The organism is Pseudoalteromonas sp. Xi13, assembly GCF_003952205.1.
GTDB lineage: Bacteria > Pseudomonadota > Gammaproteobacteria > Enterobacterales > Alteromonadaceae > Pseudoalteromonas > Pseudoalteromonas atlantica.
The window spans coordinates 520602-546251 of the sequence record NZ_CP034439.1 but is presented as its reverse complement, the minus strand read 5'-3'; the positions used below and the strand labels follow the sequence as shown (position 1 = coordinate 546251).

The following is a 25650-nucleotide window of genomic DNA, read 5'->3' as shown; positions in this document are numbered from 1 at the left end:
AACCTCCTTTTAATAAAAGGCTAGCAGCCATAAGCCGCTAACCTGTTATTGGCTTATATTGCTTTGTGGTAAATTTCTGAGCCCGTTTGTTTAAACTCTTCAGATTTCGCTTTCATTTGCGCTTCTACATCCACCATTTTGATCTCAATTGCATCGCCAACATTGTTAGGATCGATCCCGCGTGATTCGAGATCTTTGGCATAATCGCGTACCTCTTGGGTAATTTTCATTGAACAAAATTTAGGGCCGCACATAGAGCAAAAGTGCGCTACTTTGCCAGACTCTTGCGGTAGGGTTTCGTCGTGATATTCACGGGCACGTTCTGGGTCTAAACCAATGTTAAATTGGTCGTGCCATCTAAATTCAAAGCGCGCTTTTGATAATGCGTTATCGCGCTCTTGCGCGCCGGGGTGGCCTTTGGCTAAATCGGCCGCATGTGCTGCAATTTTGTAGGTAATTAAGCCCTCTTTTACATCTTCTTTATTGGGCAAACCTAAATGCTCTTTTGGTGTTACATAACACAGCATGGCACAGCCGTACCACGCTATTTGTGCAGCGCCTATACCCGATGTTATATGGTCGTACCCTGGTGCTATATCGGTCGTTAATGGGCCTAATGTGTAAAAAGGCGCTTCGCCACAATGCTCTAATTGTTCATCCATATTGGCTTTAATCATATGCATTGGCACATGGCCTGGGCCTTCAATAAATACTTGTACATCGTGTTTCCACGCAACTTTTGTAAGCTCCCCTAACGTACGTAACTCACTAAATTGCGCTTCGTCGTTGGCATCGGCAATCGAACCTGGACGAAGGCCATCCCCAAGCGAAAAACACACATCGTATTGTTTTAAAATTTCGCAAATATCTTCAAAGTGCGTATATAAAAAGTTTTCTTTATGGTGCGCTAAACACCACTTAGCCATAATTGAGCCACCACGCGATACAATGCCGGTTACACGCTTTGCCGTCATTGGCACATAACGCAGCAATACACCGGCATGAATAGTAAAGTAATCAACGCCCTGCTCGGCTTGTTCAATTAACGTATCGCGAAATATCTCCCAGGTTAAATCCTCGGCCACTCCGTTTACTTTTTCAAGCGCCTGATAAATTGGTACGGTGCCAATGGGCACCGGCGAATTACGTACTACCCATTCACGGGTTTCGTGAATGTAACGCCCGGTTGATAAATCCATTACGGTATCGGCACCCCATCGGGTAGACCACACCATTTTTTCTACTTCTTCTTCGATTGATGAGCTTACCGATGAATTACCAATATTCGCGTTAACTTTAACTAAAAAGTTACGGCCAACTATCATGGGCTCGGTTTCGGGGTGGTTAATATTATTAGGTAAAATAGCGCGGCCGCGGGCTATTTCGTCGCGAACAAATTCAGGGGTAATAAAATCGGGAATACTCGCCCCAAACGACTCGCCTTTATGCTGTGCTGCTAGCAGCTCTTCTCTAATTTGTGCACGGCCCATGTTTTCGCGTATGGCTACGTATTCCATTTCAGGGGTAATAATGCCTTGGCGAGCATAATGCATTTGCGTCACGTTTTTGCCCGCTTTACCACGGCGAATTTTAGGTAAATGATCAAAGCGAATATGATCAAGGCCGTCATCGGCCATACGTTGCTGAGCAAATTGCGAAGTGACCGAGTCGAGCACTTCGGTGTCGTTGCGCTCTTTTATCCACTGCTCACGAAATTTAGGTAACCCCTTACGTACGTCTAATTCAAAGTTAGGGTCGGTATACGGGCCTGATGTATCGTAAACACGCAGTGGATCGTTTGGCTCATACACAGGGTTTTGCTCATCGCCACCAATAAACGTATCGCTTAATGTAATTTCGCGCATACCCACGCGTACACCGCTTTGGCTGCCCTCAACATACACTTTTTGTGAGCTTGGAAATGGCTGACCCGTTAAATTATAAATGTAATCTGACGCAGCAGCGCGCGTTTCTCGACGTGTAGACTTATTTGTAGTGTTTGACATGACTTACCTCATTGCTAAAGGGTTGTCTTGTCAGATATTCCATAAGGAATAGAGAAAGATCGTAAAGCAGTGGTTACGCTGCTTTGCGGCCTAAAATGGCTAGTTATTTTGTTGTGCGCATAAAAAAGACGCACAAGCGTCCCATTTTAGGCAGCTTGTTCCCTACGCAGGTTTTAACCTGATCAGGTTCACGGATCCCGCTTTCGCGATCTCAGCCTTAATTATTTAAGGCACTCCGACAAGTAAAATTATGTTCGTTGATTTGCTATTTTCATCAAATCAGCGTTGAGTGTACGCCAGTTAAAAATTGCCTGCAAGGGGCAGTTTTAAATACTCATGCCACTACTTTGCTATAAACAAAAAAGTTTGATCGCCCTGCATAACTAACTGTGAGCCTTGCATGGTAAGCGTTGCACCTTCTCTTAGCGCTTGTAAAAACTGTTGCTCTAGCTCATCAACGTCTGCTCCGCACGACTTACGCGTCATGCCAAGTTTATTAACGCTAATACTGCTGTCTTTAAGCTCGCCTTCACCAAAAAACTTATTACATCCTGCAAACCCGTTTACTTGCAACGCTTCAATAAAGCTCATTGATGCACTGTAAGAGGCCGGCACAGCTAAACCATCAACCTTTGATAGTTGCCATTGTGTATACTTTAGCTGCTCAGTGGTCACCGTCCCTGTGGCTGTACAACCAATACATAAACCGATTAAAAGCATCGGTAGTGCTGCTAATTTCATGCTATTTCTAACTAAATATTTAATTACCGTAATAGTAACAATTTTTATGCGGTTTATCCGTTAAAAATGCATGTTTTAAATGTAAATTTTTGTTCTATGATAGTTTAGAGAGTGTTGAACTTTGCAGATTAAAACATGTACACATTATGGGCGCTTTAATCGCTTTGCTTGGTTTGTAACTTAGTGGGTTCGATAACAGCACCTACGCTACCCGCTATTTACGATAAACAACTCCACTACCTAGGCGCTGCTATAAAACAAACTAGGTTAAATTTAACCCCAAAGGTCACAGCCCCTAAAAATTATACGCGCTAATCTTGGGTGTAATTTTTAAATAAATCATCTATTTCGGGAGGTAAAAAAGGGCGCCCTTTTTCATTAACCGAGGTGCCTATAACCTTGGCTTGTAGCATTACTTTGTTGTCGTGTTTACGTACTAAGGTTTGCTTAAACGCAAACTTTATACGGCTTATACGCTCAGGTTCAACTGCTATATAAAATTCATCATCTGGTACAAGCGAATGTTTATAATCAACCTCACTGCGTATCACTACTAAGTTAACTTTTTGCTTTGCTAGTAGTGCAAAATCAACCCCATTTGCAAATAAAAACTCATGGCGAGCATGCTCTAAATAATTAAAGTACACACTGTTATTTACAATTCCTTGTAGGTCACATTCGTAATGGCGCACTTTAAAATCAACTTTAAAGGTCATATTAGTAATCCTGATTATTTAACGTATAATCGCTGCGTTATAACACAAGTATTAAAATAATTGCTACCATACGAGTCCCCAAAATGGAGTTAAGTAACCTAATGAACTTACGTTTGTCTTTAATTACTGCGGCGTTATTACCGCTAATTAGTACACCACTTATAGCAAACGCTGATGACAGCGACCTAGAACGAATTGTTGTTACAGGCGACTTTCAACGTGAAAGCATTCAAACATTAAGCGCTAGCGCTAGCCTATTTAGCAAAGATGAAATTAATCAACGTGGTGCAAGTTACTTAGACGAAATGCTAGGTAGTACAGCCAACGTAAACTTTACATCTGGTGCGTCTCGTGGTCGTTATATTCAAATTCGTGGAGTGGGACTTCGTTCACAATTTGTAGATCCAATTAACCCATCGGTTGGCTTAGTTATTGACGGAATTAACTACTCGGGTTTAGGTGGCAGCTCATTATTATTTGATATAGACCAGGTAGAAATTTACCGCGGTCCACAAGGCACTCGCTTTGGTGCAGACGGCATGGCCGGTATGATCCAAATGGAATCAGCTCAGGCAACTGCCGATCCGAGCTTAAAATTACAAGTGGGTATGGGTACTTATAACTCGCGCGAAGCAGGCCTTGCAGCAAGTACTGGATTAACCGACGACACAAGTGCACGCGTAAGCTACTTTCGCAGAAAGTCAGATGGCTACGTAGATAACCTATATTTAAACGACGAAACTCAACAACAAGATGAGCAAGTAGCCCGCTTTAAATTAAACAGCCAACTTACTGAGCATTTAAACACAGAGTTAAACCTGCACTACATAGATATAAACAACGGCTACGATGCGTTCACGCTTGATAACAGCCGTAATAGTGTAGCCGACGAGCCAGGCCAAGATAATCAACAAAGCTACGCCATTGGTATTAATAATACCTACACAGGTTTTGATGCCTTTGATGTAAGCTTAAACCTTTCAGCCATTGATACAGAGCTACTTTACAGCTTTGATGAAGACTGGGTATGTAACGATGCAAGCGAGCCACAATTATGTGCAGCTGGCTTACACCCTTGGGGTTATAGCTCAACCGATGTGTACACGCGTGATCGCGATGATCAGTCGGCTAATTTACAGTTTAATTCTAAAACAGGTAACTGGGTTGCCGGTGTTTACTATCAAAACCGCGATGTAGATTTAGAGCGCGAATATACTTGGCTTGCAAGCCCATTTGCATCAACCTACGAAACCAGTAACGTAGCAGTTTACGGTCAAGTAGCCACACCTATCGGCCCTAAAACCACACTCATTACCGGTTTACGTGTAGAGCAATACCAAGGGGATTACACCGACAGCAACGGCTTTATTGAAGAGACTGACGACGTAATGGTTGGCGGTAAAATAGCACTTGAATACCAAGTGATTGACCGTACTATGATCTACACCAGTATTACCCGTGGTTATAAAGCTGGCGGTATTAATTCAGAAGCATTAGCAAAAGCTAAAGATGAAGGCTTAAACCTAGATGCTGATTTTTTCCAGCAGCATACAAGCTTTGACCCAGAATACCTTTGGAGCGGCGAGTTTGGCGTTAAGGGTTCATCGCTTGATGATAAATTTACCCTGCGTTTAGCAGCATTTTATATGCACCGCGACAACATACAGCTAAAAGCTTGGCAAGTAGAAGGTCAGCAATTTACAGGCTACGTTGATAACGCAAGCTCTGGTAGCAACTACGGGCTAGAAGTTGAAGGTAGTTACCAACTTACCGAAGACTTATTCTTAACAGGTAGTGCGGGTTACTTAAACACAGAAATTGACGACTTTGTAACGCAATCTGGCTTAAATCAAGACGGTCGTGAGCAAGCGCAATCACCTAAATACCAATACGCATTTAGCGCACGTTACAACTTTACTAATGAGCTGTACGGTATGATTGGTGTTGAAGGTAAGGACGATTACTACTTCTCAGATAGCCATAATTCAAAAGCACCCAGCAGCAATTTAGTAAACCTAAGTTTAGGCTACGAAGCCGACATGTGGGCAGTGCGCGCATGGGCACGTAACGTATTTGACGAAGAAGTACCAACCCGCGGCTTTGAGTTTGGTAACGACCCACTTGATGGTTACGCTACACACACCTACGTGCAATTAGGTGAGCCAAGAGTAGCGGGTATAACGTTTACGTTAGAGCTGTAAGCTGTAAGCTGTAAGCTGTAAGCTGTAAGAAAAAATAAATATTAAACACCGCGTTTATAATAAACGCGGTGCTTTTTTATTGGTAGGCGTGAAGCTTGCTCACGCAAAAAGAAAAAGCGTAAATAGATTTTATATCAACGCGCCAGTAAGCATGGCGCCTACAGGACAAGCATCACGCCCTATCTACATCAAACGCGATGACTTCTTTTATTGTATCTTTAGCGGTGGCTAGCATAACTAACCTGTCTATACCCATCGCAACACCTGCGCATTGCGGTAAGCCGTGCTCGAGTGCGGCGATTAAGCGGGTATCCATAGGCACGTGGTTTAACCCATTGGCGGCGCGATAAGCGTTATCTTCATCAAAGCGCTTTGCCTGCTCTTTAGCATTAGTTAGCTCATTAAAGCCGTTCGCTAATTCCATATTTTTATAATAAAGCTCAAAGCGCCCTGCTACGCGGTTATCATGCTCACAAATCTGTGCCAGTGCCGCTTGCGATGCCGGAAAGTGATACACAAAACACGGTTTAGTTTGCCCAATAGTTGGCTCTACTTTCATACAAAATAACAGCTGCAGTAAGGTATCTTTATTGGTTTCGTTTTTGGCTATATCGGCAAAGCCGTGATCGCTGGCAAGCGTTTGCAATTGTCTAAGCGTAGCTGTTAATGGGTCAAGCGCTAACACTTGCTCAAACGCTTGTTGGTAAGTAAGACGCTCTGCAGGCTCTACATTTAAAATGAGCTGCATTAGCTCATCCATTTCATCCATTAATGCAAACTCATCAAACCCAGGGCGATACCACTCAAGCATGGTAAATTCGGGGTTATGATGGCGTCCCGCTTCTTCATTTCTAAATGCCTTACAAAGCTGAAATATGGGCCCTGAGCCTGCTGCTAGCAAACGTTTCATTGCAAATTCAGGCGATGTTTGTAAATAAAGCGGCAAGCCACCAGCGTGGCCTGGGCCTACAAACTGCGTATTAAAACTTGCTAAATGCACATCGGTTACACTGGCACTGCTTAAGCTAGGGGTTTCTACTTCCATTACATTACGCGTATAAAAAAACTCACGAATGGTTCGCAGTATGGCTGCACGCTGCTTAAGGGTGTTTATGCTTGCACTAGGTGCCCAAGGTGTTGCTGACATATTTTCTCCAAAAAAAATCCCAGCTTAAGCCGGGATTTTATAAACCGTACTCAAGCTTACTTAACACGGCCTACGTATTCACCGCTACGGGTGTCTACTTTAATTACTTCACCAATTTGTACGAATAATGGAACGCGTACTACTGCACCAGTGCTAAGCGTTGCAGGTTTACCGCCTGTGCCCGCTGTATCGCCTTTAAGACCAGGATCAGTTTCAGTGATCTCAAGCTCAACAAAGTTAGGTGGAGTAACCGCGATTGGGCTACCGTTCCATAATGTAATAGTACATACATCGTTTTCAACTAACCATTTAACGGCATCGCCAAGTGCTTTTTCGTCAGCGGCAATTTGTTCAAATGTTTCGTTGTTCATGAAATGCCAAAACTCACCGTCTGTGTATAGGTACGCTAAGTCGGTATCCATTACATCGGCGCCTTCAACTGATTCACCCGATTTAAAGGTTTTTTCAAGCACCTTACCAGAGATAAGTTTGCGGATACGAACACGGTTAAACGCTTGGCCTTTACCAGGTTTTACCATTTCATTTTCTAAAATACTGCAAGGTTCGCCGTCCATCATAATTTTTAGGCCGCCCTTGAACTCGTTGGTGCTATAATTCGCCATCGTTTCCTCTATTTAATTTTTTTCGAGTAATCTACGTGCCAATGATACAAAGAAATGAAGCAAATTTGCATAAAAACTGGCAAAAAGAATTAGCAAATGTAGTTACCTGCCCAAAAACCTTGCTTGAAATGGTCGGTTTATCGAGCCAAGCCCATGAAAACGACCTAAAAGCCCGCAGTTTATTTCCGGTACGCGTGCCAGTCCCTTTTATAAAAAAAATACGCAAGGGCGATGCAAACGACCCCTTATTGCTACAAGTTATGCCACGCCATCAAGAGTTTTTAACCAAAACAGGTTTTAATAAAGACCCTTTACTAGAGCAAGACAACGAACAGCCTGGGCTTTTACATAAATATAAATCCCGTGTTTTAATTATGTTTAAAACTGGCTGTGCAGTAAATTGCCGTTACTGCTTTAGACGCCACTTCCCGTATCAAGAAAACCAGCTTAATAAAAAAAGCCTGCTTGATGCGCTGAGCTATATAAAATCAGATACCAACATAAACGAAGTGATTTTAAGTGGTGGCGACCCACTTATGGCCAAAGACGATGCCATTAGCTGGTTTTTAGATGAGCTTGAACAGTTACCTCAAATTAAACGCATGCGAATACACAGCCGTTTGCCTGTTGTTATACCTGCGCGTATTACCGATGAGCTGTGCGCGAGGCTAAAGCAATCACCGCTAAAAATTATATTTATTAACCATATAAATCACGCCAACGAAATAGATGACGAGTTTAAAGCCGCCATGCAAAAGCTAAAGCAAGCAGGCGTAACGTTATTAAACCAGGCGGTTATTTTAAAAGAGGTGAACGACACCGTTGAGGCACAAATAAATTTAAGTGAGGCGTTATTTGATGCAGACGTACTGCCTTACTATTTATATTTGCTAGATAAGGTTGAAGGCGCAAGCCACTTTGATATTAACGAAGAGCAAGCAATAGAAATAATGGCAGAACTATTAAAAGCCCTGCCTGGATTTTTAGTGCCTAAATTAGTAAGAGAAATAGGCGGTCAAAAAAGCAAAACACCTATCGACCTTAAGTTAGGGCGTGTTAACCTTTGATGGTTGAATTTGCAGCAGTATGTTTGGCTTTTAGGCAAGGCTGAGCCTGTGTAGTGTGGTTATTCCCCATAAATAGGCGATAACGCAGCATAAATGCCAAACATGCGCTGCCCTTCGGGTTCTTCCTAGGGGCGATAAGCTCTTTGTTGCCTACATGGATGTAGGTAAGGGGCGTGAGCAGGACGCGGAAGCTTTACTCGGTTTTTACTTAGCCCACTAGGTTACAAACCTCGCGCCGCGATTTAATCGCCCCTAGATTGAACAAATTGCAATCCGCAAAGATCAACACGCCCTAGTTTAAACGTATATATTTACATTGTTACCCAGTGTTGCTGTAACCGACTGAGCCGGTGATTGCGCACTTGTTGGTTGGGCAGCACCTTCAATTAGTGCAAGTGCTGCTGCGCCATCTGCTAATTGCTGCTTTTTAGACAAAGCAGCGGTATATACTTCACCACCTTGGCCAGAGCTAGACATAGCGGGTAGATTTCCACCTGATATATTCATCGTTATAAGCCTTAATCAACCTGACATTTAAATGTAATCCAAGTACTATATCGGCAATGCAGTACAAAGCTTTAGGAAAACCATGGATTCTATAATTGAACAACTCAACGCTAACTTAAAAATTGTTTATCGCCAAGCACTTGATGCCGACAAAAAACTAGATGAGCTACAGCAACAAGGCCACGGTAAATTTAAAGCCTTGTTCCCAGCTGATGCCGGATTTAGTTTTGAAGCTAAACGCTTTAAGCCATACGTACTTGATGTAGCAGCCGATGTAGAAAGCTTAAGCACAGATGGTTTTGATGAAGAAAAGCTTAAAACAACGGTTATTAAGCTACAACAGTTACTTACCCTGCTCGCTACGTTTAAGTAGCTAAAAATTAAAGTTTAATTTAGTAAACATCAAATACAAAAAATGCCGATAATGTTTATCGGCATTTTTTATTTATCCTGTAGCTGTATTTAACTTATATTAGATAAAACTTTTGAATGAAACCAGTTAGTTACTAAGCGTTTTTCATAATAAAATGATCTAGAGGTTGAGCGCTTAATTTTATCTAAATAGCCTCTATCTTTTAATAACACTTCTGTGGCGTGGTTCACAACTTCACCCTGCGGATTAGTTACCGTGTAAGACAGCTTAATTTGTGGGTAATGAAATGGTTGAATTACTCTTATTTTTTTAGCGCCAGAAAACTCAATTGCACCTGCTAAATCAAGATCTGCAACCTCTACATTTAATTTATATCCACTGGGTAATTTTTCAGCTAACTTCGCAAGATGCTTTTCAAAGTTAATAGTAATTTGCTTTTCAAAAGAAGTTGGTGATTGATTTGCTGCACGCACATCGCGGTAATTGTCAAAATCTTGCCATCTAACTGCAGACTCACCAGCTTGTGCAATACCAATAGAACTTAAACCCATTACTAACGTTAGTAATTTTAAACTTTTCATAATCTTCTCCATGTGAACTATCAAAAGTCAACGCAAGTACAGCACATTCAATTTAAAACAATAAACCAGAACACTTACACTGATGACATTAGTTTAAATTAGCAGCAAAAATTTTTAATGTAAAGTTAGGTACATCCCTATATTGATAAAACACAATCAAAAAGTAATTTAATCACTTAATTGCCAGCTTGAAATGCAAAAGCTAATAACTCTTTTTGTACGCATAATCAAAATGATAAAAAGCCTACTTATATTTGAGCTCTGCTTGATAAAACTAATTTTAATAAGGAGGACTATAAATCGCTATTTTTAGTCTGCAATAGTTGCTTACTTTAGCCGCTACCTTTAAGTCATTTTGATTTTGTAACTTGCCATTGTTAGTGGCAAGTTTAATTTAATCAATACTTGCTAAAATTTGCTCACCAAACCATTCGGTTATTAAGCGTTTTTCATAAAAAAACGGCTCGTCGCGACCCATTTTAATTTTATCCATAAAGCCCATGTCTTTAAGCTCTACATCGTCCTCTTCACTCACTACGCTCCCTTTATTATCGCTTAGCGAGTAATTGAGCTTAATGCGCGGAAAATAAATAGGCTTTACTACGCGTATTTCATCCATACCGCCATAGCGTACGTCCCCTGCTAAATCGATATCGGTTATTTCTAAATTTAGCTTGTAGCCTTTTGGCAATTGCTCGGCAAGTTTAGAAAAATGTTTTTCGAACTGAGTAGCAATTTGTTTGTGGTACGACGCTTTACCCTGGCTAGAAGCGCGCACATCGCGGTAGTCTTTAAAATCTTGCCACTTAACTACAGATTCTCCAGCGTGTGCAAATGCAGGTAATGTAATACACATTGCCATAGCGATTGTTTTAACTGAATTCATAGCATTCTCCAAAGGGGCAGTACTAATTATTTAGACTTAGCCCAGTAATAGACCATACAAGTTTAACACTAGTTTATTAACCATTACTTAATTAACCTATTTTAATACGCTTTTAAAATAAAGCATGTAAATAGTAAGAATATATGATGAAATTAAGATAATTGAAAAAAGGTATCCACGGAGCATTCATGGCAATTTTAGTAACAGGCGGCGCAGGCTACATAGGCTCACACACCGTTTTAGAACTTTTACAGCAAGGCAGCGAAGTTGTTGTTGTTGATAATTTAAGTAACGCATCAAAAGAGTCGCTTGCACGCGTAAAGCAAATCACAGGCAAAGAAGCCACGTTTTACCAAGGCGACATTCTTGATAAAGTGTTTTTAGATGCCATTTTTACAAGGCATACCATAGAGAGCGTTATTCATTTTGCAGGCTTAAAGTCAGTGGGTGAGTCGGTAGTTAAACCTGTTGAGTACTATCAAACAAACGTACAAGGTACGCTTACACTTGTAGATGCCATGCGTGATGCAGGCGTATTTAAATTAGTATTTAGCTCATCAGCCACAGTTTACGGCGACCCTGCAAGCTTACCAATTAAAGAAGACTTCCCGGTAGGTGGCACAACTAACCCATACGGCACATCAAAACTGATGGTTGAGATGATGCTGCAAGATATTGCTAAATCAGATGAGCGTTTTGCATTTGCTATTTTACGCTACTTTAACCCAGTGGGCGCACATGAGTCAGGCTTAATTGGCGAAGATCCAAATGGTATTCCTAATAACTTATTACCATTTATTGCCCAAGTTGCAGTAGGTAAATTAAAGCAGCTTGCTGTATTTGGTGATGACTACGACACCGTTGATGGCACTGGTGTGCGCGACTATATTCACGTTGTAGATTTAGCGATGGGGCACTTAAAAGCGCTTGATAAAATTGCCAACAATACCGGCGCACTTGTATATAATCTTGGCACAGGCAATGGTTACTCTGTACTGCAAATGGTTAACGCCTTTATAAAAGCCAGCGGCCAAGACGTTCCTTATCAAGTATCGCCTCGTCGCCCTGGCGATATTGCTGCATGTTACGCCGCGCCAGAAAAAGCACTTAATGAGCTAGGCTGGGAAGCGGTGCGTGGAATAGATGCCATGATGGAAGACACATGGCGTTGGCAGTCAAATAACCCTAATGGTTATAAAAGTTAATTAAAAAATACTTTATAGATTTTGCCTGTTTCACAAGCAGGCAAATCACCTGTAAACAATTTTGCTACCGCGCTAATTTTTTAATCTAGACGTAGAGCTTGCTCACGTAGAAGCGAAGCTTCTCATAGCTTTATCAAAGGGGTTTAACACAACGTAAAAGCGCTGCTTTTAAACGCCAGCAAGCTGCGCGCCTACAAGAGCCACTGCACCTGTGTTATTTTAGTCGTAGGCGTGAAGCTTGCCCACGCACAAAGTTGAAATACCAGTATTTTTATACCAACGCGCAAGCAAAGCGCCTATAAATAAACTTAGCGTCAGCGCTAATTACCAATTTTGCATTTCGATAATACGCGACTGCGTTCGCGCATATTCAAAGCTCAGCTTTTGCCCCTGATACAAAGACTCAACGTGCGCGTGGGCGTTTATAACTAATAACTTGTGGCAATCGTAAAACTCGTCCACCAATGCAATAAAGCGCCGCGCTTCGTCATCTAAATAATGCTCATTTAGGGTTTGTTTTTCGCGTTGATAACTGTCTTCAATACCATGCACTATTACTTTACCTGTTGCGCCTACACCCATTTTTGGCACATTTTCTATATATAAAATATCAAACTGCTTGGCTAAAAACATATAATCGTAAGCGCTACGCGCTCCTGAGCAAAGCGCCATAAAATCGATCATTATTGCATTATCTGCGGTTAATAAACACGGTAAGCTGCGGGAGTGTACCTGTAAAACTTGGTTTTCCTTTGCTTGTGGATACTGAGATAAAAACTGCTTTTTAAACTCGCTTATAGGTAAATTAATAAAATAGTGGCGGCTATTTTTACCATACCTAAAGCGATGGTCATCCTGCCCTTCAACACTAATAACATGGCAATAACGGTTAATTAAATCGATTGTGGGTAAAAACCGCGCGCGCTGTAGGCCATTGCGATAAAGCTGCTCAGGTTTTGCGTTAGAAGTTGCCACCAGCACTACCCCACTATCAAACAAGGCATTAAATAATCTTGCCATAATCATTGCATCGCCAATATCGCTAACAAAAAACTCATCAAAACACAGCACTTTTATATCTTTCGCCCATTGTTTAGCAATTAACGTGAGGGGGTTTTTATGCCCTTGCAGCTGGGCAAGTTGCGTGTGTATTTGCGCCATAAAGTGATGGAAATGCAGCCGCTGCTTACGCTCAGTGGGTAAATTTTTATAAAATAAATCCATTAGCATGGATTTACCCCGCCCCACCGGCCCATGCAAATAAACCCCTTTAATTAACGGCGCTTTTTTCCACCAAGGTATTTTTGTGTGTAACTGTATACTTAGGTTATTTAACGCATTTACTGCATTTTGCTGAGCGCTATCAACACACAGTTCACCCGCATCTATTTTTGCTTGGTAAAGCCTTAAAATTTGTGGGTAGTTTACTGACATGGGGTTTCACTATCGGCTATAATCGCCGCCATTGTAGCCGACTAAAAATGTGAACCAAAATGAAATTCCCTTGCCGCTTAGATAAATTTATTAGCCACCTAGCCGAGCTACCACGCTCAAAAGCTCGCGCGGGTATTAAACGCCAAGAAGTGCAAGTAAATGGGGAAGTTGTTAGCGCGTTCGATTTTCAAGTAAACCAGCAAGATGAAGTAACATTTGCTGGTGAGCCTATGGTATTTTTAGGTAAACGCTACTTTATGCTACACAAACCTGTAGGCTACGTGTGTGCCAATGTAGATGAACTACACCCCACTGTATTTGATTTACTCGATGAGCCAAATATGGCCGACTTTCATGTAGCGGGTCGCCTTGATATAGACACCACCGGCTTAGTACTTATTACTAACGATGGCGATTGGTCGCACCGTATAACCTCGCCAAAACACAACAAATTAAAAACCTACTTAGTAGAAACACAAGAGCCTATAACCGAAGAAGCATTAGAGCAACTACGCGACGGCGTACAACTTCACAACGAAAAAGATCTTACCCGTCCAGCTAAAGCAGAAGCACTTGCCACCTACAGCTTACGTTTATCAATCAGCGAAGGTAAATACCACCAAGTTAAACGCATGTTAGCCGCGGTAGGTAACAAAGTGGTAGAGCTACACCGCGAGCAAATAGGTAATATTATACTGGACGAAAACTTAGCAAGTGGAGAGTATAGGGAGTTAAAAGAGGGAGAGGCTATTCTTTAAAGCTTTTAGCTTTTAGCTTTTAGCTTTTAGCTTTTAGCTTTTAGCTTTTAGCTTTTAGCAAAGTTAACACTCTTGCTTAGTTGTACTACCCTTTCTTTATTAGAATTGATAATAAATAGAGGGTGAAATGAATTTTGAAAATTTAGAAGTATGGAAACGTTCTGCACGATTAAGCGCAGATATTTATAAGGCAACTGCAACCCTCAAGGACTATGGTTTTAGGGATCAGCTAACACGCTCGGGCCTCTCCGTGCCAAGCAATATAGCAGAAGGAATGTCCAGAGAGAGTAATAAAGAGAAAAGGCGTTTTCTAGATATTGCAAGAGCTTCCTTGGCCGAAGCAAGAACACAAATATATATTGGCATTGATATTAAATATATAAATAACATCGACGGCAAGGAGTGGCTTAAAGAAACAAACGAACTATCAGCCATGATCCAATGCCTCAAGCTAAAAATCCCACAGAACTAACACTTATAGCTAATAACTAACAGCTTATAGCTTATAGCTTATAGCTTATAGCTAATAACTCCCCACTTTCCTTACGATTTTATCTGCACTAAATCAAAGTCAGCCATGCCTGGGACAATCGCTTGCAAGCGTGATTCGGTCACATCGAGTGCGTTTAAACATTCACAGTATTCAGAGGCTTTAAGCTCAAGTTGCTGAGCCTTTTTTTGCAGGGATTTATCTATTTCTTTAGAGATAATATCCATACGTTGGCCCATGTCGTTAATACGGTCTTCAATATTACCTTCGCGTGATTTAAACGCATCACCAAGCGACATTAAAATAGCCCCTAACGAACCATGTACGGCAGAGTGTATTTGCTGGCTAATTTCTTTAGTGAAAAAATCATCTATTTGCGAGAGCGACTGTGGCGCGATAAAAAAGAAGTCATCACCGCGCTTAAATTTGTCCATAAGCGCACGCTCTACGTACTGGAGCTGGGTTTTTAGCACCTCTGGCTCTTTGTCAGACATCCCCTCGACTACATGTTCAATGGCGCTTAAACCTAAGTTAACGCCATCGGTAGCCAAATTAACAAGCTCCGGTACCGTATGGCGAATACCATGGCTAAATTGCTCAAGCACTTTGCTTTCTTCAGTGCTTAAATCAACCCAGTAACCTCGAATAAAAAGCTGGCTATTATTATTAATTTGTACGCGCGTTTGGCCTTTATCAAGAATACGTATAACGTCGTCGGTAATTATTAAGCCATGACTAAGCTCAACATCACACTGTGACTGAGCTAAAACTGCAGAGCTTGAAAGTGCTAAACACAACGCCAATATCGAACGAGATAACAACGCCATATACACCTCAACAAGCTAAAAAAGGAAGGCAAGTAGGTTAACAAAAAACCAACTTTATGCAAGAAAAATAGCTGTAAGCTGTAAGCTGTAAGCTGTAAGCTGTAAGCCAAAATAAATTATTAAGCACTGTGTTTACAATAAACGCAGTGCTTTTTTATTAGTAGGCGTGAAGCTTGCTCACGCAAAAAAATAAAACACCTCTATTTTAACCAAGCGCCAGCAAGCAAGGCGCCTACAACACTCCCCTCTAGAGCGCAGCGTCTCTTAACCTCTTTGTGAATAAATTACTTAATATTTTACACAAGAGAAGTAAGTGAGAAGCAAATGAGAAGCAAATGAGAAAACATACAAGTAGCAGCGAGTTTACCTCGCGTCTGGACTTATTGTTTTAACTTGGCATAAAGCCTACGTCCGCCAGCAAGCACGGCACCTATAACACTCCCCTCTAAAGCGCAGCGTCTCTTAACCTCTTTGTGAATTAGTATTTTTATTTTTTCACCAAGAGAAGCAAAAGAGGAGTAAATAAGAAAACATACAAGTAGCAGCGAGTTTACCTCGCGTCAGACATTTTGCATTAATAAATATACATAGAATAATTACAAAACGCGCCAGCAAGCAAGGCGCCTACAACCTACCCTCTAAAGCGCAGCGTCTCTTAACCTCTTTGTGAATTAGTATTTTTATTTTTTCACCAAGAGAAGCAAAAGAGGAGTAAATAAGAAAACATACAAGTAGCAGCGAGTTTACCTCGCGTCAGACATTTTGCATTAATAAATATACGCATAATAATTACAAAACGCGCCAGCAAGCAAGGCGCCTACAACGTTACCCTCTAAAGCGCAGCGTCTCTTAACCTCTTTGTGAATAAATTACTTAATATTTTGCACAAAGAGAAGCAAAAGAGGAAAAAATGAGAAAACATACAAGTAGCAGCGAGTTTACCTCGCGTCAGACATTTTGCATTAATAAATATACATAGAATAATTACAAAACGCGCCAGCAAGCTGGGCGCCTGCAAAATAAAACTTAACCTCAAAGCTCATTTGGGCTAAAAATGTAGATCTTACCCATACTAAATGCCGACTAATCTACGCGGGTTTGAGTCTTTTTCTTTCTTACTTAGTTATTTATTGCTAACCTCGCATTAACGTTTTTTACTTAAACAATTTTTTGCTAACGGAATAATTATGCTAAAAAAAATAACGCTACTTGTCGGGATGGCAATCAGTGCAAACGTAATGGCTAAAAGCGGAGTTTCACCTTATTTACCTTTAAATCAAGTTCCCGAACTTGAGCATAATATTCAACGCCTTTTAGCTGTAAGTAAAAACACCCACTTAATGAGTAAGCCCTATAAAGCTCACGATATTTACAACGTACTGCAAAAAATTAGATTCACACACCCTAATCTATACCACACACTTACTTACCAAATAAATCCGTACATTCAAACAGGGGCTCTTACTTTTGTTAAAGGCACAGCATCTGTAGGAACAAACAATAAAAACTTGCCTAATCAACGAGGGCAGACCACAAAAACAAATTTAATTATCGAAGGTGGCGCTAATTTAAGTTTGGGCGACTACTTCGGTGCAAGCGCCGTAGGGATTATAAATGAAGATGGAATTATCCCAACCCAAAGCATTGTTTATATGGGGTTTAAATACGCTCAGCTAGATATTGGCTACCGCGAACACTGGTACTCTCCTTTTAACAGTAGCGCTATGTTACTAAGCACCCAAGCCGAAACAACCCCATCTATAACTTTAAGTAATGTCGAGCCAATTACAGATTTTAAGATACGCTACGACATGTTCATTAGCCAAATGACAGAGCAAAGAGGGATTTTAAAAAACCAAAGGGTCGAAAATCCCGAGGACCGAGAGTACGAGCCTGGTAAACCTTACTTATTTGGCTTACACACCAGCTTTTCTGTCACAGACAATTTAACGATAAGTTTAAGCCGCCTAATGCAGTTTGGCGGAGGCCCGCGAAGCGTAACTTTAAAAGATTTCGCCGAGGGTTTTTTCAGCCCTGGTAGTAAAGATAATGTAGGCGAAGACGATACTGACGACGCTAACTTTGAATTAGGTGACCAATTGGGTGCAGTCGCTTTTAGCTATTCAAATACATTAAATAACCTAGCCTACGAACTTTATGCAGAGGTAGCCCTTGAAGATACTTTAGGTGGCGGTGGCGGCGGCAGAAATAACGCTTACAGCTTCGGCCTATTTATTCCATTTATTAATAAAAATCATAGCATTCGATTTGAGCATAGTAATTGGCAAGCGCTTTGGTACGCAAATGGTATATACCTAGATGGCAATAGAAATCATGGGAATGTAATAGGCCATTGGGCTGGAGATGAACATGAATACGAAGATTACGTAGCAGCAAAAGCAATAAGCTTAGATTGGAATTGGCAATTAAATCGAAAAGAGTATTTACAAACTACCTTTCGCGGCTTAAAAAACGCAGGCGACAACTACAAAACAAGTTATGAAATGCAAATTTCTTATAATAGTAAGCTAAACAGGCCTATGTGGGGCGCTAAAAGCTGGGGTGTTGAATTATATACTGGTAAAGATGTATATGGGGACGCATTTTCAAAATTAGCATTTACGGCTAGCTTTAACTAATTAAAAAGCCTACACCGTTTTTAAACGCTGTAGGCGACGCTTTTTAAACGTTACTTATTAATCACTACCAAATAAGTCACGTGTATACACTTTATCTGCAATGTCGCTAAGCTCCTCAACCATACGGTTAGAAACCACTACATCAGATATCTGCTTAAACTCGTTTAAGTCTTTTATTACGCGTGAGTGGTAAAACTCATTTTCTTCAAGCACAGGTTCAAATACAACAACCTCAATACCTTTGGCTTTAATACGCTTCATAATGCCTTGAATAGCAGAGGCTCTAAAGTTATCAGACCCTGTTTTCATTACTAAACGGTAAACACCTACAATTTTAGGGCTACGTTTAATAATTGAGTCGGCAATAAAGTCTTTACGTGTTGTATTGGCATCTACAATTGCGCCAATAATATTGTTTGGCACATTTTGGTAATTAGCACGTAGCTGCTTGGTATCTTTTGGTAAACAGTAGCCACCGTAACCAAACGATGGGTTGTTGTAATGGTTACCAATACGAGGGTCTAACCCTACACCTTGTATAATTTGCTTAGAGTTTAAGCCATGTGCTTCTGCGTAACTATCAAGCTCATTAAAATAAGCAACTCGCATAGCAAGGTAAGTGTTAGAAAATAACTTAATAGCTTCAGCTTCTGTTGAGTCAGTGAATAGCACTTCAACATCTTGCTTAATTGCACCTTGCTTAAGTAAGTTAGCAAAAATAGTTGCGCGCTCGCTTTGCTCACCTACAACAATACGTGACGGGTGTAAGTTATCGTAAAGCGCTTTGCCTTCACGTAAAAATTCAGGAGAGAATATTAAGTTTTCAGCATTAAGTTGCTGCTTAATATCAGCCGTAAAGCCTACCGGAATAGTCGACTTAATCACCATAACCGCATTAGGGTTATGCGCCATTGTGTCTTTAATTACGGCTTCAACAGAGCTAGTATTAAAGTAGTTGTTTTCAACATCGTAGTCAGTGGGTGTAGCTATAATTACGTAATCAGCGTCTTTATAAGCGGCTACCTTGTCAGTAGTGGCTGTAAAATTTAAGTCATCACGCGTTAAAAACTCACTAATTTCTGTATCAACAATTGGTGACTGCTTATCGTTTAAAAGAGCTATTTTTTTCTCGTCAATATCAAGTGCAACCACTTCGTTATGTTGCGACAAAAGCATAGCGTTTGAAAGGCCTACATAGCCTGTACCTACCACGGCAATTTTCATGTTATTCCCTTAATGTTTTCATTGGTAATTAATAAGTATAATTTTATCAGAATTGCACAATATCAGCTATTAAAACGATACAAGGTTAGCGGCAAAAGTAAAGCATCAAACACTTATAGCCAATAAACAAATTCACAATAAATGCATTTTCATGTACTTCATTTGTATAACAAATAAAAAACGCGGCATTAAGCCGCGTTCGTTTAATTTTTACAATGCAATTAATTCAAGTTGAACCAATAAGCATTATTACTTATAAGTTTACAACATTGTCAGATTGCAAATTCGACTCATCGTTAACCAGTGTAGTTAAGTACTGTCCAAAATCGTCGCCAAGCTTAGTATCACGCATGCCGTATTCAACAATCGCTTTTAAGTAACCTAGCTTATCGCCACAGTCGTGCGAGCGGCCACTCATATGAAATGCTTCAACGGTTTCTTGAGTCATTAACGCATCAATAGAGTCTGTTAACTGTATTTCACCACCAGCGCCTACTGGCGTTTTGGCAAGTAGCGGCCAAATATTCTTACTCAGTACATAACGGCCAACAACAGCAAGGTTTGATGGTGCTTTATCTGCATCAGGTTTTTCAACCATTGTTTTAATTGCCGCACTGTTACCTGGCGTTAACTGCACGCCGTTAATATCAGCAATACCGTATTTGCTTACATCATCTTGTGCTACTGGTTCTAGCATAATTTGGCTTGCTTTAGTCTCGTTAAAGCGTTTGATCATCGCGGCTAGGTTTTCAGTTTTTTGATCGGCCGTATAAGCATCAAGTATTACATCAGGGAGTAATACTATAAAGTCGTCATCACCTACAATTGGCTTTGCACACAAAATAGCGTGCCCTAGGCCTTTAGCTTCACCTTGGCGTACACTCATTACCGTTACATCAGCAGGGCAAATAGAGCGTACTTCTTCAAGTAAAGCACGCTTAACACGCTTTTCTAAAGTAGCTTCTAGCTCGTAGCTGGTATCAAAGTGGTTTTCTATGGCGTTTTTAGAGCTATGCGTTACAAGTACAATGTCTTTAATACCGGCAGCTACACACTCACTCACTATGTATTGAATGAGTGGTTTATCTACAATCGGTAGCATTTCTTTAGGAATTGCTTTAGTCATAGGTAACATGCGAGTGCCAAGGCCGGCAACAGGAATAACAGCTTTCATGGGTAGTCCTTTAATTTGAAATAAAAATTTATACGTTGATCTTAACTTAGCAACTTTTAAGTAGATACAACCTGAATATATTTAATAATGCGCTAATTTTGACTGCAGACGTAGAGCTTGCTTACGTAAATTTTAAAAACTAAGTGCCATTAAAAATACACACTCACAAAAAACGCGGCATAAAGCCGCTGCTACAACACCCCGTTTTAGTTAACAAATCACTTAATATTTTGCACAAACAGAAGTGAAATAAGAGTAAATGAAAAGACATAAAACAAGCCCTTATTTTAAGCTTATTGCTTCTTCTAAAGCGCAGCGCCCTCTTGGCCTCTTTGTGAAGTAAATGAGATAAAAAATAATTTATAAGTTTAACTTGTGCCGCCAACAAGCAAACTCAACCATCGAGCCAATCTTCAGCTGAAGACGTAGAGCTTGCTCACGTTAGGAGCAAAGCTTCTCGCGTTTTTAAAATGTATTAACCACTGTAAAAGCGCGGCTTTTAAAAGCCAGTAAGCTGCACGTCTACAATAAAACTTAATATAGTTCAGCTCTTGGCCTAACTATATGTAATATTCTACTAACTCTTTGATAAAGTGTTCTACTTGCGCTTTAGGTAACTCATTAATGCCAGCAGCGGCAGCACGACCACCGCCCGTATCAAACTTACTACATATATCAACAGCGCCTTGCTTGTTAGTTAGGGGGGCTCTAACGCTCACTAAGTAACTGCCTTTGTTATTAAACGTAAATACTGCATGGGCTTTATTTGGTGACTGATTAGCAAGGTCATTACCTAAAACGCCGCTTACTCGGCGAGCCCAAGCGGCATCCTCTAATAAAATTACTTTAGCTGTATCGCAATCATGAAGTATTTGCGCATTAGCGGCTTTTTCCATATCAGCTTTATAAGCTTGCTCAAGAGTATAATAAACTGAGCTTTTATCGTTAATTGCATCAAAAGGCGACTTATACTGCAAAAGCAGCTCGAATAAATCTTCTGGTGCAAAGTGTAAATCAGCCACTTCACTACCGTAGCCGTTATAATTTATGTAAGTACCAAATGCTTTCAACTGTGACTTTTGAAGTTCGGTTAATCCAAGCTTATCGGCCTCGCTATCAGCCTTTGCAAATAAGTTATCACCATAGGCAGCAGTAATTGCCCATAAATGGAATTGTTTATCTATTAAATCACTGACAATTAAACTGGTACACATATTCGCATCTAAATCTATGTGTGCAAATAAATTAGCATGATTAGGTATATCGCCAGCTTTATGGTGATCTACATACATAACACGCGCCCCAACACACAAAGCATCGTGAAGAGCCGGCATATTTTTTTCCATCGAAATATCCAATACCCTAATACAGTCCCCTTCTTGCGGAGTGATTTTTTGCATTAATTGAATATCGCGTTTAACACCCGTTACCTTTATGGTATCTGTCGGGTTTGCTAATTGCAGCTGTAATAAGGCAATAATGCCGTCGGCATCACCATTAAAAATGTCGTATTTCATAATATTCTCAAATACATAAACAAAAAAGATGCCAATATAACTAAAGGGCACGTAAAAACCGCAGCTTATTGCCACTAACTCGCTTTCCTTAGTTGGTAACTTTTAGCTATTAGCATTTACAATCTTGTTATTAATTAAATAATCTACAATTTGATCAGCGCACTGCTCAATGGTTTGCTCGGCCGTTTTAACATGTATATCAGGGTTTTCAGGCACATCAAATGCTGAACTAATCCCTGTAAAGTTTGGTATTTCGCCTGCGCGCGCTTTTTTATATAGGCCCTTTGGATCGCGGCTTTCGCAAACAGCAAGCGGTGTATCTATGAACACTTCTACAAATTCACCTTCATTTACTATACTTCGAGCCTGAGCGCGATCAGCTTTAAATGGCGAAATAAACGCAGTAGATACAATAAGGCCCGCATCAACAAATAGCTTAGCAACTTCACTTATGCGGCGAATATTTTCAATACGGTCTTCGTCACTAAATGTGAGCCCTTTGTTCAAACCCATTCGCACGTTATCGCCATCAAGCAAATAAGTATGGCAGCCTAACGAAAATAGCTTTGCTTCAACAGCATTTGCCACTGTAGATTTTCCTGAACCACTTAAGCCAGTATACCAAAGTAATACAGGCTTATGACCTTTGTGTTGCTGCTTTTTATCTCGCGACACGGTTTGTGCGTGCCATACTATGTTTTCATCTTGGCTCATTAAAGCACCTTTATTTTAAATTATTTAAAGCCTGAAACTTATAACGCTCTATATTATATTGTTTAGGGCTTGCTCACGTTAGAAGCAAAGCTTCTCATGGCTTTAAAATGTAATAACCAATGTAAAAGCGCTGCTTTTAAACGCCAGCAAGCTGCGCGTCTACAAGTAAATTTAACCACCGCGCCAATTTTCGCCGTAGGCGTGAAGCTTGCTCACGCAAGAAATTGAATCATCTGCACTTTTATATCAACGCGCCAGCAAGCAAGGCGCCTACAAGTAATTTAACACCGTGCCGCCCGTTGCCCGCGGCCCATCGCTATCACCCGTAGGCGTGAAGCTTGCTCACGCAAGAAATCGAAACATCTACACTTTTATACCAACGCGCCAGCAAGCAAGGCGCCTACAAGTAAATTTAACCATCACGCCAATTTTCGCCGTAGGCGTGAAGCTTGCTCACGCAATAAATCGAAACATCTACACTTTTATATCAACGCGCCAGCAAGCAAGGCGCCTACAAGTAAATTTAACCATCACGCCAATTTTCGCCGTAGGCGTGAAGCTTGCTCACGCAAGAAATTGAAACATCTGCACTTTTATACCAACGCGCCAGCAAGCAAGGCGCCTACAAGTAAATTTAACCATCACGCCAATTTTCGCCGTAGGCGTGAAGCTTGCTCACGCAATAAATCGAAACATCTGCACTTTTATACCAACGCGCCAGCAAGCAAGGCGCCTACAAGTAAATTTAACCATCACGCCTATTTTCAACGTAGGCGTGAAGCTTGCTCACGCAAGAAATTGAAACATCTGCACTTTTATACCAACGCGCCAGCAAGCTGCGCGTCTACAAAACCCTAACCTATAACACAGGCGCTAAGCTCTTAACTCAATGTTTTTCAGCTAGTACTAAACGGAAAAAACACAGGCACAAACACCAGCACAACAAGTGCATACACTATGCTAATAGGTAAGCCTATTTTCACAAAGTCGTTTAACCTGTAATTACCAGCATTAAATACCATCAAGTTAGTTTGATAACCATAAGGGCTAATAAAACTTCCGCTTGCCGCAAAGGCTACTGCCATTACGAAAGGCAATACATCTACACCAAACCCTAAAGCCACGGTATAGCCTATAGGAAACATCAACGCCGCAGCAGCGTTATTCGTTACAAACTCGGTCATTAACCAAGTTACTACGTAAACTAATACAAATGCAGTGTACACATACCTAGGGTCATCAAATTGACCTATAAATCCACCTAACGATTCAACCACGCCAGAGTTAACCAGCGCGTTCGAAAGTAAAATAGCTGACGAAACCACCAGCCATATATCAATGGGGAATCGCCTTACCAGCTCATTGGTGGTTAAGCTACGAGTAAATAAAAGGCCCCCGAGCAATAACACCAGACCCTCTAACAAATCTAACACGCCAACAGCCGCCAACGCTATTGTGGTTATAAAGCCACCTATAGAAAACCATGCTCGCCAGCCATTAATTCTACTTTCAGGCTCTACACCGGATAAGGTTAAAAAGTTTTTATTTATATTTGTTCTAGATTTATAATCATCACCCACGGCTAATACTAAAAAGTCACCAGAGCGAATAACCACATCACCTAACTTACCCGAAACCTGCTCGCCGTCACGCCTTATTGCCACTACAGCAGCATCAAACAATGCCCTAAACCCCGTAGTTTTAAGCGTACGCCCTACTATTATACTTTCCTGCCTAACAACTACTTCTGTAAGGTTGCTATTTAAAGTGCCATTTTTTTCAGCAAAAATTTCTAACCCTGAAAACTGCCCAAGCTGCAATAATTTAGTTATGTCTCCGCAAAATATTAACCTATCAGCTGGATGTATTACCTCTGACGGAGAAACAGGGCTAATTAGCCTCCCCTCCCGGACTATTTCAACTAAAAATAAAGACTCTAAATGCCTAAGCCCATTAACCTCAACAGAACGCCCTACAAGCTCAGAATCTGCAGATACCTTCGCGTCTATAAAGTAGCCTTCAGATGTCACTTTATTTTGTTCTATACTCGGTAACATTCGGGTACAAAAAAACATCGTCAAGCCGCAGCAAAGTACCAAAATAGCACCCACAGCAGTAAATGAAAAAAACGATAACGACTTACCCGACGCCTCAATATACATTGAGTTAACGATTAAATTAGTAGAGGTACCTATTAGCGTAAGCGTTCCACCTAAAATAGAGGCATACGACAAAGGTAATAATAACTTACTGGCAAAATGATGGGGGTTATTACGAATAGGCGAAAGCAGTGTAGCTACAACCGCGGTATTATTTAAAATAGACGAAAAAAAGGTCGTTACACCAAACAACCTAAGCCATGTAGAATGATAACTATCTACAATTGTTTTAGACGCTATAACTCTTAATAAACGCGTTTTTTCAAGCGCTAACGAGCACAACACTAATAAAATTAACGTCACTAGTCCTGGGTTAGCAATGCTCGTTAAAAACTGGTCTTTACTCACTAAATCGCAAGCGATTAAAGCAATAAGTGTTGCACCAAAAACAGCAACTGGTCGCGTTTGTAAAACAATTAAACCTAAAATTGTTAGAGCAAAAATACAAAGCGTTAGATATGCATCTAATGGCATGATTTAAGTAGCCATCCTTAGTTAACCTGAACCCTGGATAATAAACCTATCTCTAGCAGCTATTTTCAGTGCTAACTGCGTTAAACTTACTTGCAATAGGCCAGCTATTGACGCGTAAATTCGCCTTGTTTTCATTGAAAATCTCTGGCTAGAGATAATAAATTTAAATATCACTATAATTCAATAT

Annotated in this window: 22 protein-coding genes and 1 riboswitch; of the genes, 7 read left to right on the top strand and 15 right to left on the bottom strand. The window is 40.7% G+C overall.

All coding sequences use genetic code 11. The features are described 5' to 3' along the window. Positions 1 to 53: 53 nt before the first annotated feature. The 3 genes from thiC to EJ103_RS02370 all read right to left on the bottom strand — a co-directional run bounded on the left by thiC (position 54) and on the right by EJ103_RS02370 (position 3463). Positions 54 to 2006 carry a phosphomethylpyrimidine synthase ThiC gene (thiC, locus tag EJ103_RS02380; protein WP_126005862.1) on the bottom strand — a complete coding sequence of 651 codons (1953 nt, stop codon included), beginning with the start codon at positions 2004 to 2006 and terminating at the stop codon, positions 54 to 56. A 142-nt stretch (positions 2007 to 2148) separates the two neighbouring features. Then, a riboswitch (TPP riboswitch) is annotated at positions 2149 to 2254 on the bottom strand. A 94-nt stretch (positions 2255 to 2348) separates the two neighbouring features. Further along, positions 2349 to 2747: an META domain-containing protein gene (locus EJ103_RS02375; RefSeq protein ID WP_004589048.1), complete on the bottom strand. Its 399-nt coding sequence runs from the start codon at positions 2745 to 2747 to the stop codon at positions 2349 to 2351. 311 nt (positions 2748 to 3058) lie between these two features. After that, entirely contained in the window at positions 3059 to 3463 is a 405-nt protein-coding gene (locus tag EJ103_RS02370; protein ID WP_126005860.1) for an acyl-CoA thioesterase, read from the bottom strand. Positions 3464 to 3546: 83 nt separating this feature from the next. Here EJ103_RS02370 and EJ103_RS02365 point away from each other — a divergent pair, with 83 nt between their 5' ends. Further along, a complete protein-coding gene (locus EJ103_RS02365) occupies positions 3547 to 5664 on the top strand; it encodes a TonB-dependent receptor (protein WP_171038594.1) in 2118 nt (705 codons plus the stop codon). A gap of 172 nt (positions 5665 to 5836) precedes the next feature. Here the strand turns inward: EJ103_RS02365 and epmA are convergent, their stop codons facing one another. Together epmA and efp are read right to left on the bottom strand one after the other, a co-directional pair. Beyond that, positions 5837 to 6811 (bottom strand): elongation factor P--(R)-beta-lysine ligase, encoded by a 975-nt coding sequence (epmA, locus tag EJ103_RS02360; protein ID WP_126005858.1) that lies wholly within the window; start codon positions 6809 to 6811, stop codon positions 5837 to 5839. A gap of 56 nt (positions 6812 to 6867) precedes the next feature. Then, positions 6868 to 7434, bottom strand: coding sequence for an elongation factor P (gene efp, locus EJ103_RS02355; protein WP_004587956.1), 567 nt, complete (start codon positions 7432 to 7434; stop codon positions 6868 to 6870). A gap of 41 nt (positions 7435 to 7475) precedes the next feature. On the opposite strand from efp, the gene epmB reads away from it, so the two are divergent. After that, entirely contained in the window at positions 7476 to 8501 is a 1026-nt protein-coding gene (epmB, locus tag EJ103_RS02350) for an EF-P beta-lysylation protein EpmB (protein ID WP_126005856.1), read from the top strand. A gap of 297 nt (positions 8502 to 8798) precedes the next feature. Here epmB and EJ103_RS02345 read toward each other — a convergent pair whose 3' ends face one another. Next, complete coding sequence (locus tag EJ103_RS02345) at positions 8799 to 9008, bottom strand: hypothetical protein (protein ID WP_024031488.1); 210 nt, start codon at positions 9006 to 9008, stop codon at positions 8799 to 8801. An 82-nt stretch (positions 9009 to 9090) separates the two neighbouring features. On the opposite strand from EJ103_RS02345, the gene EJ103_RS02340 reads away from it, so the two are divergent. Further along, entirely contained in the window at positions 9091 to 9381 is a 291-nt protein-coding gene (locus EJ103_RS02340; protein WP_004587953.1) for a hypothetical protein, read from the top strand. Between the two features lie 89 nt (positions 9382 to 9470). Here EJ103_RS02340 and EJ103_RS02335 read toward each other — a convergent pair whose 3' ends face one another. Beyond that, on the bottom strand, positions 9471 to 9962 hold the full coding sequence (locus EJ103_RS02335) for a DUF3016 domain-containing protein (RefSeq protein WP_126005854.1): 492 nt from the start codon (positions 9960 to 9962) through the stop codon (positions 9471 to 9473). A gap of 394 nt (positions 9963 to 10356) precedes the next feature. After that, a complete protein-coding gene (locus EJ103_RS02330; protein ID WP_004587951.1) occupies positions 10357 to 10848 on the bottom strand; it encodes a DUF3016 domain-containing protein in 492 nt (163 codons plus the stop codon). Between the two features lie 188 nt (positions 10849 to 11036). On the opposite strand from EJ103_RS02330, the gene galE reads away from it, so the two are divergent. Then, the gene (gene galE / locus EJ103_RS02325; RefSeq protein WP_126005852.1) at positions 11037 to 12053 is read left to right on the top strand and encodes a UDP-glucose 4-epimerase GalE; all 1017 of its coding nucleotides are present in this window, start codon (positions 11037 to 11039) and stop codon (positions 12051 to 12053) included. 324 nt (positions 12054 to 12377) lie between these two features. Here the strand turns inward: galE and zapE are convergent, their stop codons facing one another. Next, positions 12378 to 13487: a cell division protein ZapE gene (gene zapE / locus EJ103_RS02320; protein ID WP_126005850.1), complete on the bottom strand. Its 1110-nt coding sequence runs from the start codon at positions 13485 to 13487 to the stop codon at positions 12378 to 12380. A gap of 59 nt (positions 13488 to 13546) precedes the next feature. Between zapE and rsuA the strand changes: the two genes are divergently transcribed. Further along, a complete protein-coding gene (rsuA, locus tag EJ103_RS02315) occupies positions 13547 to 14245 on the top strand; it encodes a 16S rRNA pseudouridine(516) synthase RsuA (RefSeq protein WP_126005848.1) in 699 nt (232 codons plus the stop codon). 127 nt (positions 14246 to 14372) lie between these two features. Further along, positions 14373 to 14717 carry a four helix bundle protein gene (locus EJ103_RS02310; protein ID WP_126005846.1) on the top strand — a complete coding sequence of 115 codons (345 nt, stop codon included), beginning with the start codon at positions 14373 to 14375 and terminating at the stop codon, positions 14715 to 14717. Positions 14718 to 14788: 71 nt separating this feature from the next. On the opposite strand, the gene EJ103_RS02305 is transcribed toward EJ103_RS02310, so the two are convergent. After that, complete coding sequence (locus EJ103_RS02305) at positions 14789 to 15562, bottom strand: YggN family protein (protein ID WP_064386118.1); 774 nt, start codon at positions 15560 to 15562, stop codon at positions 14789 to 14791. Between the two features lie 1187 nt (positions 15563 to 16749). Here EJ103_RS02305 and EJ103_RS02300 point away from each other — a divergent pair. After that, positions 16750 to 18201, top strand: coding sequence for a capsule assembly Wzi family protein (locus EJ103_RS02300; RefSeq protein WP_126005844.1), 1452 nt, complete (start codon positions 16750 to 16752; stop codon positions 18199 to 18201). A 57-nt stretch (positions 18202 to 18258) separates the two neighbouring features. On the opposite strand, the gene EJ103_RS02295 is transcribed toward EJ103_RS02300, so the two are convergent. From EJ103_RS02295 to EJ103_RS02275, 5 genes are all read right to left on the bottom strand, one after another. After that, positions 18259 to 19425 (bottom strand): nucleotide sugar dehydrogenase, encoded by a 1167-nt coding sequence (locus EJ103_RS02295; RefSeq protein WP_064386122.1) that lies wholly within the window; start codon positions 19423 to 19425, stop codon positions 18259 to 18261. Positions 19426 to 19678: 253 nt separating this feature from the next. Continuing rightward, positions 19679 to 20599 carry a UTP--glucose-1-phosphate uridylyltransferase GalU gene (galU, locus tag EJ103_RS02290; protein ID WP_126005842.1) on the bottom strand — a complete coding sequence of 307 codons (921 nt, stop codon included), beginning with the start codon at positions 20597 to 20599 and terminating at the stop codon, positions 19679 to 19681. A 560-nt stretch (positions 20600 to 21159) separates the two neighbouring features. After that, on the bottom strand, positions 21160 to 22116 hold the full coding sequence (locus EJ103_RS02285) for a DHHA1 domain-containing protein (protein WP_126005840.1): 957 nt from the start codon (positions 22114 to 22116) through the stop codon (positions 21160 to 21162). A gap of 102 nt (positions 22117 to 22218) precedes the next feature. After that, positions 22219 to 22830 carry an adenylyl-sulfate kinase gene (gene cysC, locus EJ103_RS02280; RefSeq protein ID WP_029773235.1) on the bottom strand — a complete coding sequence of 204 codons (612 nt, stop codon included), beginning with the start codon at positions 22828 to 22830 and terminating at the stop codon, positions 22219 to 22221. A gap of 896 nt (positions 22831 to 23726) precedes the next feature. Then, entirely contained in the window at positions 23727 to 25463 is a 1737-nt protein-coding gene (locus EJ103_RS02275; RefSeq protein WP_126005838.1) for an SLC13 family permease, read from the bottom strand. Between the last annotated feature and the right edge of the window lie 187 nt (positions 25464 to 25650).

Bases quoted from the DNA above. Each gene is read 5' to 3' on its own strand.
- thiC (WP_126005862.1), bottom strand. From the start codon at position 2,006: ATGTCAAACACTACAAATAAGTCTACACGTCGAGAAACGCGCGCTGCT.
- EJ103_RS02375 (WP_004589048.1), bottom strand. From the start codon at position 2,747: ATGAAATTAGCAGCACTACCGATGCTTTTAATCGGTTTATGTATTGGT.
- EJ103_RS02370 (WP_126005860.1), bottom strand. From the start codon at position 3,463: ATGACCTTTAAAGTTGATTTTAAAGTGCGCCATTACGAATGTGACCTA.
- EJ103_RS02365 (WP_171038594.1), top strand. From the start codon at position 3,547: ATGGAGTTAAGTAACCTAATGAACTTACGTTTGTCTTTAATTACTGCG.
- epmA (WP_126005858.1), bottom strand. From the start codon at position 6,811: ATGTCAGCAACACCTTGGGCACCTAGTGCAAGCATAAACACCCTTAAG.
- efp (WP_004587956.1), bottom strand. From the start codon at position 7,434: ATGGCGAATTATAGCACCAACGAGTTCAAGGGCGGCCTAAAAATTATG.
- epmB (WP_126005856.1), top strand. From the start codon at position 7,476: ATGATACAAAGAAATGAAGCAAATTTGCATAAAAACTGGCAAAAAGAA.
- EJ103_RS02345 (WP_024031488.1), bottom strand. From the start codon at position 9,008: ATGAATATATCAGGTGGAAATCTACCCGCTATGTCTAGCTCTGGCCAA.
- EJ103_RS02340 (WP_004587953.1), top strand. From the start codon at position 9,091: ATGGATTCTATAATTGAACAACTCAACGCTAACTTAAAAATTGTTTAT.
- EJ103_RS02335 (WP_126005854.1), bottom strand. From the start codon at position 9,962: ATGAAAAGTTTAAAATTACTAACGTTAGTAATGGGTTTAAGTTCTATT.
- EJ103_RS02330 (WP_004587951.1), bottom strand. From the start codon at position 10,848: ATGAATTCAGTTAAAACAATCGCTATGGCAATGTGTATTACATTACCT.
- galE (WP_126005852.1), top strand. From the start codon at position 11,037: ATGGCAATTTTAGTAACAGGCGGCGCAGGCTACATAGGCTCACACACC.
- zapE (WP_126005850.1), bottom strand. From the start codon at position 13,487: ATGTCAGTAAACTACCCACAAATTTTAAGGCTTTACCAAGCAAAAATA.
- rsuA (WP_126005848.1), top strand. From the start codon at position 13,547: ATGAAATTCCCTTGCCGCTTAGATAAATTTATTAGCCACCTAGCCGAG.
- EJ103_RS02310 (WP_126005846.1), top strand. From the start codon at position 14,373: ATGAATTTTGAAAATTTAGAAGTATGGAAACGTTCTGCACGATTAAGC.
- EJ103_RS02305 (WP_064386118.1), bottom strand. From the start codon at position 15,562: ATGGCGTTGTTATCTCGTTCGATATTGGCGTTGTGTTTAGCACTTTCA.
- EJ103_RS02300 (WP_126005844.1), top strand. From the start codon at position 16,750: ATGCTAAAAAAAATAACGCTACTTGTCGGGATGGCAATCAGTGCAAAC.
- EJ103_RS02295 (WP_064386122.1), bottom strand. From the start codon at position 19,425: ATGAAAATTGCCGTGGTAGGTACAGGCTATGTAGGCCTTTCAAACGCT.
- galU (WP_126005842.1), bottom strand. From the start codon at position 20,599: ATGAAAGCTGTTATTCCTGTTGCCGGCCTTGGCACTCGCATGTTACCT.
- EJ103_RS02285 (WP_126005840.1), bottom strand. From the start codon at position 22,116: ATGAAATACGACATTTTTAATGGTGATGCCGACGGCATTATTGCCTTA.
- cysC (WP_029773235.1), bottom strand. From the start codon at position 22,830: ATGAGCCAAGATGAAAACATAGTATGGCACGCACAAACCGTGTCGCGA.
- EJ103_RS02275 (WP_126005838.1), bottom strand. From the start codon at position 25,463: ATGCCATTAGATGCATATCTAACGCTTTGTATTTTTGCTCTAACAATT.